At 76.7% G+C, this 12,834-nt stretch carries 10 protein-coding genes; 2 read left to right on the plus strand and 8 right to left on the minus strand.

Annotated elements, in window-relative coordinates; translation table 11 throughout:
* Positions 1–1,671 precede the first annotated feature (1,671 nt).
* Positions 1,672–2,127, plus strand: a complete 456-nt coding sequence (locus KGD83_RS12655; protein ID WP_249352442.1) for a GNAT family N-acetyltransferase — start codon at positions 1,672–1,674, stop codon at positions 2,125–2,127.
* A 54-nt stretch (positions 2,128–2,181) separates the two neighbouring features.
* On the opposite strand, the gene KGD83_RS12660 is transcribed toward KGD83_RS12655, so the two are convergent.
* The 5 genes from KGD83_RS12660 to KGD83_RS28580 all read right to left on the minus strand — a co-directional run bounded on the left by KGD83_RS12660 (position 2,182) and on the right by KGD83_RS28580 (position 8,449).
* Positions 2,182–3,744, minus strand: coding sequence for a hypothetical protein (locus tag KGD83_RS12660; protein ID WP_212643951.1), 1,563 nt, complete (start codon positions 3,742–3,744; stop codon positions 2,182–2,184).
* A gap of 276 nt (positions 3,745–4,020) precedes the next feature.
* Positions 4,021–5,175: an AAA family ATPase gene (locus KGD83_RS12665; RefSeq protein ID WP_212643952.1), complete on the minus strand. Its 1,155-nt coding sequence runs from the start codon at positions 5,173–5,175 to the stop codon at positions 4,021–4,023.
* Positions 5,159–5,944: an RNA ligase family protein gene (locus tag KGD83_RS12670; protein WP_212643953.1), complete on the minus strand. Its 786-nt coding sequence runs from the start codon at positions 5,942–5,944 to the stop codon at positions 5,159–5,161. Before KGD83_RS12670 ends, KGD83_RS12665 begins: the two co-directional genes overlap by 17 nt.
* Positions 5,945–6,002: 58 nt before the next feature.
* Positions 6,003–7,325, minus strand: coding sequence for a DUF2786 domain-containing protein (locus KGD83_RS12675; protein ID WP_212643954.1), 1,323 nt, complete (start codon positions 7,323–7,325; stop codon positions 6,003–6,005).
* Positions 7,326–8,287: 962 nt separating this feature from the next.
* Positions 8,288–8,449, minus strand: coding sequence for a hypothetical protein (locus KGD83_RS28580; protein WP_249352316.1), 162 nt, complete (start codon positions 8,447–8,449; stop codon positions 8,288–8,290).
* Between the two features lie 609 nt (positions 8,450–9,058).
* On the opposite strand from KGD83_RS28580, the gene KGD83_RS28950 reads away from it, so the two are divergent.
* On the plus strand, positions 9,059–9,193 hold the full coding sequence (locus tag KGD83_RS28950) for a hypothetical protein (protein ID WP_256448854.1): 135 nt from the start codon (positions 9,059–9,061) through the stop codon (positions 9,191–9,193).
* A gap of 85 nt (positions 9,194–9,278) precedes the next feature.
* Here the strand turns inward: KGD83_RS28950 and KGD83_RS12685 are convergent, their stop codons facing one another.
* The 3 genes from KGD83_RS12685 to KGD83_RS12695 all read right to left on the minus strand — a co-directional run bounded on the left by KGD83_RS12685 (position 9,279) and on the right by KGD83_RS12695 (position 12,819).
* Positions 9,279–10,496, minus strand: a complete 1,218-nt coding sequence (locus KGD83_RS12685) for an alpha/beta hydrolase family protein (protein ID WP_249352318.1) — start codon at positions 10,494–10,496, stop codon at positions 9,279–9,281.
* Between the two features lie 257 nt (positions 10,497–10,753).
* Positions 10,754–11,395, minus strand: a complete 642-nt coding sequence (locus KGD83_RS12690; protein WP_212643956.1) for a LutC/YkgG family protein — start codon at positions 11,393–11,395, stop codon at positions 10,754–10,756.
* Positions 11,392–12,819 carry a lactate utilization protein B gene (locus tag KGD83_RS12695; protein WP_212643957.1) on the minus strand — a complete coding sequence of 476 codons (1,428 nt, stop codon included), beginning with the start codon at positions 12,817–12,819 and terminating at the stop codon, positions 11,392–11,394. Before KGD83_RS12695 ends, KGD83_RS12690 begins: the two co-directional genes overlap by 4 nt.
* Positions 12,820–12,834: the final 15 nt, after the last annotated feature.

Below are 12,834 nucleotides of genomic sequence, written 5' to 3' on the forward strand. Positions count from 1 at the left end.
CGGGGAGGGCCGGGCCTGCGCCGGAGCGCGTCCGTCCCCCGCCGGGGCTGGCGCGTCGTCGGTGGTGGTGACGGCGCGGTAGACCCAGGACCGGCCCCGGTGGTGGAGCACCTCGGCCCTGGCCAGAACCAGGACGTCGGCCCGCGTGTCGTCGGCGGCCAGCCTGTGGCCCACCCGCACGTGGCTGCCCGAGGCCAGCCCGCGCAGCGGGCAGACCCCGACGTGCGCGGCGATCATGGCGGCGCCCAGACGCGCCTGTCCACCCTCCAACCGCCACCTGCCCCCGGACCAGGACGAGTGGTCCCCGGGCAGGTCCCCGGCTGTGCAGGGCCTTCGGGGCAGGCGCCGGTGCAGCCTCTCCAGCCAGGCGCGCACGGCGCGGTCGCGCCGCAGCCGCGCCGGTTCGGCGCCGGGGTCCGCGGGCAGGCCCAGGGCGTGGAAGTGCGCCCGGGCAGGACAGCCCCGGTGCCGCAGCCCGAGGGAGACCGACCAGGAGCGCCGGGGCCGCGGCCCGCCGCTCGGGCCGAGAAGTCCCGGCGCGCGCGGCAGCCGACCGCAGCCGCGCCGCCCCGCACAGGACAGGCAGTCCCCGCCGGGGGAGCGGGCCCCGCCCACCAGGGCCGAGCGCAGCCCCTCGCGGCCCGCCGAGGCGAAGGCCTCCCCGGCCTCGGCGGCCGAACCGTCGAAGAGGACGGCGGTGGAGGAGTCCAGACAGGAGGCCTCCACCACGCGCACCCGGTCCGGCGGCCGGGCGTCGGCGCCGCGCTGTCCGCGCATCGGGTAGGGGGCGCCGCCCCGGTAGCGCCCGGGACGCGCCGCGCAGGCGTCGCGGTCCACCGGCGTGCCGGTGGCGAGCACGTACGCGGCCACCGCCACCTCCGCTCGCGACCGGGCCCGCGCACCGGCCGCGCCCGTGACCGGGACGCGCAGCTCCCGCACCCGTTCCGGCCCCTGCGCGTAGGCGTACCTGCGGCCCCGGGCGCACAGCTCGTAGGGCCGGGAGTTGGGCGATCCGGGCACGGGCAGGTACTGGCGGACCCAGAAGTCGAACACCGGGGCGCGGTGCGGGCCGCCGCGCCCGTGCTCCCCGGCCAGGGCCTGCAGGTAGCACCGCGCGGCGTGCCGGACCCAGAGCAGCAGCCCCGGATGCGGCGGCGCGGGACGCCCGCCGGGGAGGGCGCGACCCGGCCATCCCGGACTTCCCGGCACGGACAGGCGTGCGCAGGCCTCCTCCAGCGACGTGCCCGCGTGCTCGACCAAGTCCAGTACTGCGTCCAGGACCGCCCCGGGGACCCCGCGCGGCGGCGGGTCCACGCCGAGGGGCGGGTCGGCGCTGAACCGGCGGTGCGCCGGGCATCCCCCCGCGGCCAGCGCCGCGGCGCCGCTGAAGACGCGGACGGTCGGTGCCGGGACGGGTTCCCCGCTGGTGTGGTCGGACATGGGCGCCTCCCCTCACCAGAAGGGTGGCACGATCGCGGCCGCGCCGCCGCGGGCCTGTGGACAACTCCGTCCGGGGGTGCTCGGCGTGTCCGGGCCGGGGGATAAACCTCCGTAAAGAGTCACTCACGGTGACGTTTTCGACGCTCCGGGTGGTGCGGCGATCAACGGCGGGGAGCCCTCCCATCATGTTGAATGACGTCCATGATCGTGCGTCGAGTACTTCCCGATGAGATGAACGCCGTCAGTGAGCTGCGCGTGACGGCCTACACCGCCGACGGCCTCATGGACGTGAACCCGGCCTACGTCGAGACGCTCCGGCTCCTGGGCACGGACGGCCGCGGCGAGATCCTGGTCGCCGCCGACGAGGACCGGCTCCTGGGGACGGCCGTGTTCGAGCCCTGGTCTCCGGAGAGCGAGATCGCCCGCAACGCCGACGAGGCCGAGATCCGCGCCTTCGCCGTCGCCCCCGAGGCGCGGGGGCGCGGCGTGGGGCGCGACCTCGTCAACGCGCTCGTCGACCGCGCCCGTGCGGAGGGGGTCTCCCGGCTGCTGGTGGCCACCCTGCCCGAGATGGTCTCGACCCAGTACGTCTACCGCGCCCGCGGTTTCGAGCGGGTGCCCGAACGGGACTGGGCCGCGCTGCCCGGCGTCGAGACGCTCGTCCACGAACTGGTCGTCAAGGCCTGAGCCCGCGCACGCCCGTCCTCCCGCCCCGGACCGGGGCGGGGGAGGGGCCACCGCTCAGGGGATGAGCGGGGCGGGGCGCAGCTGCCGCGCGGCCTCGGCCAGGGGCGTGCCCAGCGCCCCCTCCGCCAGCAGGTCCAGCACCGCGTCCGAGGCCGGGTGACCCGTCAGCCACACCGTGCGGACGAACCGCTCAGCGCACCCGGCGTACCTGTCCCGGTCCCGGCCGGGCAGGAGCCCGCCGCCCTCCAGCAGGATCGCGTAGTCGTCCAGCACCGCCCAGACCTCCTGGTGCGACGTGGGCGTCCCCGCCGCCCCGCCGCGCAGCCGCCGGGCCCACCCGCCCAGGACGGGGTGGTGCACGTACAGATCCAGCACCGGGCCCAGGTCCTCCTCCAGCGAGGCGAGCACCCGGGCCACCCGCTCACGCAGGCGCCAGGAACCGGGGGCGTCGCAGGCCTCCAACAGGCCGCACACCGCGCCCTCGGTGTCTCGGGCGGCCACCCACCGCTCCAGCAGGCCCTCGATGTCCACCGGACGGCCCCGCTCCGCCAGGGCCAGCACCTCCTCGGCGTCCATCCCGGCCAGCGGCGGGGTCAGCGCGAGGTCGGCCCCCGTCTGGCGCAGCTGGCGCACCATGAAGTGGTCGCCCAGGCCCGTGACGCGGAACCGGTCGCCGCCGGTCCCACGGACCGCGCCCAGACCCTCCAGGGTCTCCAGCACCCGGCGCACGTGCTCCGCGGGATCCTCCCCGCGCAGGGCGATCCCGGGCCCGTACGCGGCCACCAGCTGCGCGGGCGTGCGCGCGTCCCCGCGCACGAACAGTTCGGTGAGCAGCAGGAACGCCGTCACCCCGCGCAGGTCGGTCATGGTCAGCAGGGCGTCGGCCCAGGCGTCGGCGGCCGCACCCGGCACACCGTCCCGCCAGGCCCGCGCGGCCCGTCCCGGCAGCACCCGGGTGTAGGTGGTGCGCAGCAGGCCCGCGTCCCTGGCCACGGCGAACAGAGCGGTCACCCTCGCTGGCGCGATCCCCAGATCTTCGGCTGCCCCGGCGGTGTCGGCGGCGGTGAGGGCGTCGTCCCCCTCGGCGCACAGGGGCCTTCCCCCGCCAGTCCACGCCGCCAGCCGCGCGGCCTCGGCCAGGGGGCGGCACCGGCGCGCCGCCGCGTCGAGGTCGGCCGGGTCCGCAGGGACGACCGTCGGCAGCGCCTCGGGAGCGCCGTCCGCGCCGACGCCGAGCCGGTCCAGGAGCGGCAGCGCCGCGTCGTCGGTCCGGTCCTCCGGCGGCGGCGGACCGCCGGGCGCCAGGTCGACCGTGGCGATGGCGGCGCGCAGGCGGCGCGGACTCTCCGCGGACAGCAGCCGACCCTGGTCGACCAGGAAGTCGCACCAGGTCAGCCAGGTGCCCCTGAGGTTGTCGGGCACGCTGTCCCAGTCGCGGACGGTACGGGCGATGTCGTGGACGTCGGTGGTGGACCAGTCCCCGGTGTCGGGTGCGCCGGCGTCCATGTGGGCGGACAGCAGGAAGAGCAGGCTGCCGGTGTCCAGGGCGGGCCGGGGCTCGATCGTTTCGACCCAGTCCAGGCACGCGTGCACGGCGGAGTAGATGCGCTCGGTCATTGACAAACCATCCGAAGTGCCGTGAGCCGCTGAAACGGCATCAGGCTAACCGCGGGGCGCGGGCCCGCGCGGGAGAACGCCGAAATCGCCCCTCGCCTCCGGCGGAGGACGCCCGAAGCGGGGGAGGAGGCCGCCTCCGCGCGCTGAAGCACCGGTGCGGGGGCGCTCGGATCCTCGGAACCGCCCCGCTCCCGGGCCCGGCGCGGGCGCCACGGCGCAGGCGGCCCGGAGCCGGGGGAACCCCGGCCTGTGCCCACCTCCGGGTCCGGCGCGGTCTCAGGCGCCGGTCCACCGGAGGAGCCGGTGCGCCTCGGTCGGGTCCGGACACTCCCAGCGCCGTACCAGGCGCTCCACTGCGGCGGCCGGTACCGGCGCCCGCCTGCGGTCCAGACGGGCCCGCAGCACCCGGGGCGGGGCCTCGACGGAGACGATCTCCACGCGCGCCCGGTACGCGGCCGCCAGGTCCACGCACTGGTCGCGCAGCGAACGCGAGACGTTGGTGGCGTTCCACACGAACGACCGCCCCGCGCGCAGGTGCTCGCGTGCGCGAGCGTACGCGGCCGCCGCCACCGGCCGCTGGTCGCCGGTCGGGCGCACGCCCAGCTCGGCGCGCAGCGCGTCCAGGCTCACCACCGGCACGTCCGGCCGCTCGCGCGCGATCCAGGTGTCCTTGCCCGAACCCGGCAGCCCCGACATGACGGTCACCGTCATCCGGGTGTCGTCGTGGGCGGCGTAGTCCGGGTCGCGGTCGGGCTTGCGGAAGAACCAGAACCGGGCGTGGTCGGAGGGGAACCCCCTCGGCCGGTCCAGGCACCGCTGCTCCCGGCAGTACTCGCCGTACAGCCCGATGTTCTCCAGGACCTCCGCGGTGTCGCCGCAGCGGCGGCCCAGGATGTCGGCTGTGGCCAGGAGCACCAGGTCGTCGTTGCGCGCCACCAGGCTCACCCGGAACGCGATGCGGCGCAGGTCCGGCCGCTCCAGCGCCCAGAACGGCACCTGGTGGTGGCGCACCAGGGCCGCCACGTGCTCGCGCCAGCGCACCGCCTCCAGCGCCGAGGCGGCCGCCCCGGGTTCGGCCGCGGCCTCCCACAGCAGTCGGCGCGCCAGGAGGTCCCCGCGCCGCGAGTGGCCGTGCGCGGTCACCCGGCCGTCCTCCTCACGGCGGGTGCACACGGGTTTGGCGACGTCGTGCAGCAGCACGGCGGCGAACAGCCGCTCCCGCTCCGCGGCGGGGCGGGACCGCCACGCGGGCAGCCCGGCCAGCGCCTCGCACGCCATGCGGGTGTGCGTCTCCACGTCCCCCTCGGCGTGGTGGACCGGATCCTGTTCCACCCCCGCCAGGTCGCGCACCCAGGGGAGGGCATCGCGCACCCGCGCCCAGTCCAGGTCCCAGCGCGGCGGCGCCGGGCACAGCTCAGCGAACACCCGCATAGAGCACCTCCGGATCGGCCAGCCGGTTCGCGATCAGCGGCCGGTCCAGCCAGTGCGTTCCCGAGTCCAGGACGGCGGAGGTGAACCCCGGGCGCACCCACTTGTACCGGTCCACCGTGCGGCCTCCCTCCTCGGCCTTGACGTAGAGCCCCTCCATGAGGTCGGATCCGTCGCTCTCGGCCAGGGCGCGGCCGGGGTCGGCGCCCGCCGCCCCCGCCGCCTCGGCCAGGGCTCCGCGCCAGTGGGGGGTACGGCAGGTGGAGGGGCCCACCAGGCGGGTCAGGTCCGCCAACCGTTCCAGCGGGCCCGTGTGGAGCACGGGCACCGACACCACCGGGGCGCCCTCCAGCAGCTCCCGGCGGCGCGGCGTGGACAGGAACGCGTCCTCGCGGGTGTCGAGGACGTCGAACTCGCAGAACAGGTGCGGCAGCGCGTCGTAGAACACGGTGTGCTTGGCGTACAGCCACTCCCCGTACAGCACGTACCGCTCGCCCAGGCGCTGCCGCAGCAGCGGGGCCACGGTCGCGGCCCAGGCCTTGAACGGGGCGAAGTGCCGCTCACGGGGGCCGCCGGTGAGGTAGTGGCCCCGGCTCTGGAGGCGCAGCTCGCCGCCGGGGCCGAAGCTGATCCCGGCGTTGGCGCCGTCCAGCTTCTCCTCCACCACCAGATGGCGTCCGGCCAGCGCGGAGAAGGGCACGGCCGCCAGGTCGTGGTCGCCCCTCTGGAGGCGGGAGCCCCGGATGTGCCGGGTCCGCGGGTACTTGCGCATGGTCACGGTTGTACCGGTTCGTCCGGTCGCGCGGCCACCGGTTTTCGCCGCGGCGGGCTCAGCGGTCGGCGACGCGGCGGTGCGCGCCCAGGGACGCGGCGTCGGCCGCCGCCAGGCCCTCGTACCAGCCGTCCTCGCTGACGGGCCCGCGCACCCGCGAGTAGGTCAGCTCGCCGAAGGCCTCGGCCACGGCCGCCTCCACCTCGCGCTCGCGCGCGGCGAACACCGGAACCAGGTCCGTCCCCGTCTCGGCCGCGGCGGCCTCCTCGGCGGCGCGCGCCGACTCCGCCAACCTCTCGCCCACCCGCACCGCGAACGCGGACATGAACGAGGCGCGAAAGGCCTTGCCCGCCGCCCTGCCGGACCGGTCGCGCACCGAACCGCTGGCCCGCATCGCCGTCTCTGCCTGCACCAGCAGCGACGTGAACATCAGGTCCACCGCCTCCACGTCCCCCGGGAAGCCCATCACGGTGCACAGTCCCAGCTCCCGGTCCCACACGGCCCGGCAGTGGTTGGCCTCGGCGACCTCGTGCAGCAGCACCGCCTTGTGCTCGTCGTAGGGCGCGTCCACCGGCAGCCGCCGCCCCGAGGCGGCCTCCGAAGCCTGCCCGTGTTCCTCGGCCAGCAGGGCGCGGTCGATGCTGTGCCGGGCCATCAGCTCCTGGGCGCGGGCGCTCAGCGCCTCCGCCTCGCTGGGGAACTCCGTGGACTCGGCCTTGGCCAGCAGCGCGCGCACGCGGGCCAGTTTGCCCTGGTCCACCGCCTCCGGGGACCGCGCGGCGCCCTCGGGCCGCGGGCGGAACCCACCCGGCGGCGGGCACAGCCGGTGCACCGGCGGCAGCACGCGCAGCTCGGCCAGCAGCCGCAGCGCCGTCTCCACCGCCTCGAAGCGCAGCAGTCCGTGCCCGGCGCCCACGTGCGCCAGGTAGTCCCCGGTACCGCCCCAGGGCGGGGCGGCCCCCAGCTCGCGCACCTGCGCGGTCCAGCGCGGGTCCACCGAGGCGGGGGAGTGGCGGTCGAGGTCGGCCGTCACCGCGTCGGCGCACACCGCAGCCGCCACCGGGTCCAGCACCCGGCCCGCCTGGCGGACCGTCTCAGCGGGCTGCCACCCGCGCGCCCAGGCCGAGGCCACCCCGGCCAGCAGGGCGTCGCGCACGGCGCGGTCCGCCGCCCCGGCCCGCGCCGGGTCCTCGGCGTCTGCCAGCCGGGCGGCGGCAAGGTCCACGCCGCCGCCCTCACGGCCGAGCACCAGCGCGTCGACCGCCTCCGAGACCACACGCTCGGGGGAGTCGCCGGGCGCGGGACCGGCCCAGGGCGGGGCGCCCTGCCCGGCCGCCCGGCGGTCCCCGCCGCGCTGTCGCCCGCGGCCCTTCTTGCCCACGTGGTCCTCCGTTCGGCGCTGGTGTGCGACCAGCAGGCCATCCTACCGACCGGCGGGTCCGCGGCGGGCGGGCGCGGACCCCGGGGAGAGGTGGCGTGGGGCACCCCCGGCACGGGGGCGCGGACAGCCTTCGCCCCCGCCGGAAGGGCGAAGGCCCGGGGTGCCCCCGGCCGGGGTGAGGAAGGGGCGCGAACGTCACCGGTGCGCCGAGACCTGCTCCTCTGGGCGTCCTGAGCGGTAACCCCGCCTTGGTCCTCCGTCGCACCGGGTGCCCCGTCCGGAAAGGCGGAGCTTTCCTGTCCGAAGCACGGCGGAAACACGGGGCGCGTACCGTCGCCTCGCATCCGCAGCCATTGAGGAGTCTCCATGCGCCAGGGAACCGGGACCGACGGCCGCGACGACCCCCCGGCAGCGGGGTCCGGCGGCGCCCGCTGCCCGGTCGCCCTCCCCCCGCACGGGAGCACCGGCGCCGACGCGCCCTGGGACGCGCTGCGCGACCGCCACGGCGGCCTCGTCCCGGTCGAGGTGGGCCCGGGCGTGCCCGGATGGCTCCTGCTCGGCTACCGGGAGAACCTCCAGGCCCTGCGCGACCACACCCTCTTCTCCGCCGACCCGCGCCCCTGGGGCGCGGGGCACGCCGCGCCCGCCCGCAGCGCCGCCCTGGCCCGCGACGGCGAGGAGCACCGGCGGCTGCGCGCGGCACTCGTCGACACCCTGGCCGGGGCGGACACGCCCCGTCTGGTCCCCGTCGTCGAACGCGCCGCCGTGCACCTGCTCGGCCGGGTCTCGGCCGACGGCGCCGCCGACCTCATCGGCGGATTCGCCGCCCCGCTGCCCGCCCTGGTCCTCAACGAGCTGTTCGGCCTGCCCGACGCCTACGGCCGCCTGCTGGCCGACCTGGCTCCGAGGCTGTGGAGCGGCGAGCCCGACCGGGCCGGTCCCGCCGCCGCCGCGGTCCGCTCCTACTTCGAGGGCCTGGTCGCGCGCAAGCGCGCCGACCCGGGCCAGGACATGGCCAGCTGGCTGCTCGCCCACCCCTCCGGGCTCACCGACGACGAGGCGGCGGGGGCGCTGACGCTGCTGTGGGAGTCCGGGCACGAGCCCACCACCCACCTGATCGGCAACGCCCTGCTCCGGCTGCTGGACGACCCGGCCGTGTGGACCGCCTACCTGGGCGGCACGCTCACGCCCGAGGACTTCATCGACTACGTGATGTGGACCGACTCCCCGATCCGCATGCTCGGCGGGCGCTACCCGGTCTCCGACCTGAGCTTCTCCGGGGTCCGCGTCCGCAGGGGCGAGCCGCTGCTGCTGGGGCTCGCCTCCGCGCACACCGACCCGTCGGTGGCCCGCGGCGAAGACGCGATGGCCAGGGCGGGCGACCGATCCCACCTGTCCTGGGGCGCGGGCGCGCACCGCTGCCCCGCCACCGGCCTCACCCGCGAGCTGGCGCGCACCGCCATCGACACCGCCGTGGACCGGCTGCGCGGCATGGTCCTGGCCGTCGATCCCGAGGACCTGCGCTGGCGGGCCTCCGTGGCCGTGCACGGACTGGAGGAGCTGCCGGTGCGGTTCACCCCCACCGGGGAGCGGTCCGGGCCCACGGAGCCGGTGCGCGAGCGCGCCCCGGTGCTGCGGCGCCTGCGCAGGAAGCGCGGTCCCGCCCCGCGCGGGGCGCGCTACCAGGCGCCCCTGGCGGGGAGGACGGCGAGCGGGCACGGGAGGAGCGGTCCGTGCCCGCCTCCGCTCCGCGGCCCCGCGGGGCCGCGCGCGGCGCCGGGGCCCGCTACCAGGCGCCGTTCGCGCCGGAACGCGCCGACCCCGACGCCCTGGAGCGGCTGCTGGCGGCCTGGCGGCCGAGGGACTGACCGGCCCGCGCGGGCGGCCGGGGCGTTCGGTTACGCGCGCCGCCGCGACCGGCCGCGGCGGCGTCGGCTGCCCGTCTCGCGTCGGCTATCCCTCGTCGGGGTCGACCACGACCAGTTCGGGGTGGAAGGCCCCGGGGTCCTCCAGCAGGGGCTGGTCCCCGCCGCGCAGGTGGTGGTCGAAGAACGCCAGGCTGTAGGTGCGCACCAGCTCCAGGCCGCGCTCGACCCCGACGTCGCCGAACACGGCCCGCCACTGCTCGGGGGCGAGGGCACCGGTCAGGCCGAGCTGCTCCATCAGCACGCCGCGGTCGATGCTGTTGGAGTGCCCCGAACCGTCGAGCCGGATCCACTGCCGCCAGCCCTCCAGGCGCGGCCACATCCGTTCGACGCCGTCCCACGTGTTGCCCTGGTCGTTCTCGATCAGCGCCAGCGGCTTGTCCAGCCCCTCCTCCACCACGGGCGGGTAGTAGGGGCCGTCCAGGTTGATCCCGGCGTCCACCCGTTCCTCGGCCCGGAGCGTCTCGGCGGTGGCCGTGCCGCCCCAGGAGTGCCCGGCCATCCCGATCCGGGAGGCGTCGATGACCCGCGAACACCGCCACGCGGGGTCGGGGCCGGTGAGGCGGTCCAGGAGGAAGGAGACGTCCTCGGCCCGATTGGTCGCGCCCAGGGCCCACTCGCCGCTCTGGCACCCGGTGCACTCGGTGACAAGCCCGTCGGGGAACTCCACGGGCGCGGCCTCGTGGGCGTGGTCCACCCCGGCCACCACGAAGCCGTGGCTGGCCAGATCCTCGGCCAGCGAGGACAGCTCGATCCGGTTGTGCCCCGCGCCGGGGGACAGCACCACCAGCGGGAACCCGTCGCGGGTGCGCGCGGGCGGCACGTCCAGGCGGGAGGAGGTGCGCACCCCGCCGTGCAGGAGGTCGGCGGGCAACTCCAATCCCAGCTCCGCGACCATGGCCGCGGACTCTGCCTCGGTCATGTACGGCGCGGGCCGGCCCGCGCCCGCCCGCGCCGGGTACCACAGGGTGACCATCAGCTGGCGGGGCCCGCCCACCCACACGTCCTCGCGCTCCCCGTCCACCAGGTGCAGGGTCGTCCTGCCCACCGGGTGCTCCCCGGTGGGCTCGGGCAGGGCGGCCCGGAGGGCGTCGGCGGGGGCGCTGGAGGGGTCGGTGTCGGCCGCGGCCGTTCCGGACGCGGCCAGGGAGAGCGGCAGCGCCAGCGCGGCGGCCGCGGCGAGCGCGGTACCGGACCGGAGCGCGCGCGAGGGGGGAGAGGGGGAGGGGTGCGGTGAAGGGGGCATGGTGTCCCGTCGTTCGGTGCCGTCGTGGTCACCGACCACGCTAGGAACGGCGGCCCGCCCGGCGCCATGGGGACCTCCACCCCCCTTCCCCGGGGGTGTCCCGGAGGAGGGGGGAGGGGAAAGCCCCACCCCTGGGGCCCGCCAGCGGGTTCGGGGGAGAGGCCGCGCCACCCCCTACGGCTCGGCCCCCGCCGGAGAGTCGAGGGCGGTTCCGCCGGGCTGCGTCCCGCCCTCCGGCAGGCCCTGGCCCAGCGGGTTCAGAGCGCCGGGTCCACCAGAAGCACCTCCAGCGTGCGCGGGCCGTGCACCCCCTCCACCCGGTTCAGCTCGATGTCGCTGGTCGCGGAGGGGCCGCTGATCCAGGTGAGCGGGCGCGACGGGTCCAGGAGCCGGACCGCCTGCGGAACCCCGTCCACCACCTGGTCGGCGCGCACCACGCACAGGTGGTAGTCCGGCACCAGGGTGACGGCCCGGCGCCCCTGGCCCGGCCCGCCGTCCAGGACGATCGTGCCGGTCTCGGCGACGGCCACCGCGCAGCCGGTGACCACCCCGTCCACGCCGGTGAGGTCGGCGACCGCCAGCGGTTCCTCACGCGAGTCGGGCAGCCGTTCGGCGGAGGTGTGCGCGAACCACTCCGGCGGCGCGTCCGCCGGGACGACCACCCGCCGCGCCCCCCGGCGCTCCAGCGCGTCGGCCACCTCGGCGGCCAGGCGGTCGGAGCCCACCCGGCGCACCAGCGCCCGGTAGTCCAGCAGCCGGTCCTCCAGCACCTCCAACGAGGGACCCGCGCCGTGGCTGTCGGCGTAGCCGCGGCCGGCCCCCCGCACCGGCGACTCGTCGGCGGGCACGTCGGCCAGCGCCCTCCTGACCCTGGCCAGGATCCGCTCGCGGCTGCTCATCGGTCCTCCCCCTCGCGCCTGTCCCACCACTGGCGGAAGGACTCGGCCGGGACGTCGGGCACGTCCCTGGTGTCGGTCCAGGCCCCCGCCGGGCCCGGCAGGTGGCGCGGGACCGCGCGGCGCCCCAGCCCCGCCGCCCTCTGGACCGCGCCCAGTGTCCGCGGGGAGGACAGCACCGCCTCGGCGCCCGCCATGAGCGCCCTCTCGCCCGCGTGCCCGGAGCGCTGCGCGACCTCCTCGCGCAGGTGCACCAGCACCTCGGGGATGTCGATGGCCACCGGGCACACCTCGTAGCAGGCCCCGCACAGCGAGGACGCGTAGGGCAGCGCCTCGTCCACCGGGGAGGACATCCCGCGCAGCTGCGGGGTGAGTATCGCGCCGATCGGGCCCGGATAGACCGAACCGTAGGAGTGCCCGCCGGTGCGCTCGTAGACCGGGCAGGTGTTCAGGCACGCCGAGCAGCGGATGCAGCGCAGCGCCTGGCGGCCCACGGTGTCGGCCAGCACGTCGGTGCGGCCGTTGTCCAGCAGCACCAGGTGGAACTCCTGGGGGCCGTCGCCCGGCGTCACCCCGGTCCAGGTGGAGGTGTAGGGGTTCATCCGCTCGCCGGTGGAGGAACGCGGCAGCAGTTGGAGGAACACCTCAAGGTCCGACCAGGTCGGCACGATCTTCTCGATGCCGACCACGGAGATCAGCGTCCGGGGCAGGGTCAGGCACATGCGCCCGTTGCCCTCCGACTCCAGCACCACGAGCGTGCCGCTGTCGGCCACCGCGAAGTTGGCCCCCGAGATCGCCGTGCGGGTGCGCAGGAAGCGTTCACGCAGGTGGACGCGGGCCGCCTCGGCCAGCGCCCGGGGGTCGTCGGTCAGGCCCCGGGGCGCGGGCACGCCCCACTCGGCCATCTGCTCCAGGAAGATCTCGCGGATCTGGGCGCGGCCCAGGTGGATGGCGGGCACCAGGATGTGGGAGGGCAGGTCCTCGCCCAGCTGCACGATCAGCTCGGCCAGGTCGGTCTCGTATGCGGTGATCCCGGCGGCGGCGAGGGCGTCGTTGAGCTCGATCTCCTGGGTGGCCATCGACTTGACCTTGACCACGTCGGTCTCGCCGGTGTCCCGGACCAGCCGGGTGACGATCTCGTTGGCCTCGGCCGCGTCCGAGGCCCAGTGCACCCGTCCGCCCGCCCGCTGGACGGACTCCTCCAGCTGTTCCAGGTAGCGGTCCAGGTGGCGCAGGGTGTGCTCCTTGACCGCCGCGCCCTCAGCCCGCAGGCGCTGCCAGTCCTCGTGCAGCTCGTCGACGACGGCGGCGCGCTTGTCGCGGATGGTGTGCGTGGCCCTGCGCAGGTTGTGCCGCAGGCGGGCGTCGTTGACCGCGCCCGCGGCGGCCTCGGGAAAGGGCGGGATGCCCAGGAACGTCGCGCTCATCGGTATGCGCCTTCC

Source organism: Nocardiopsis akebiae (assembly GCF_018316795.1).
In the GTDB taxonomy this organism is placed as follows: Bacteria; Actinomycetota; Actinomycetes; order Streptosporangiales; family Streptosporangiaceae; genus Nocardiopsis; species Nocardiopsis dassonvillei.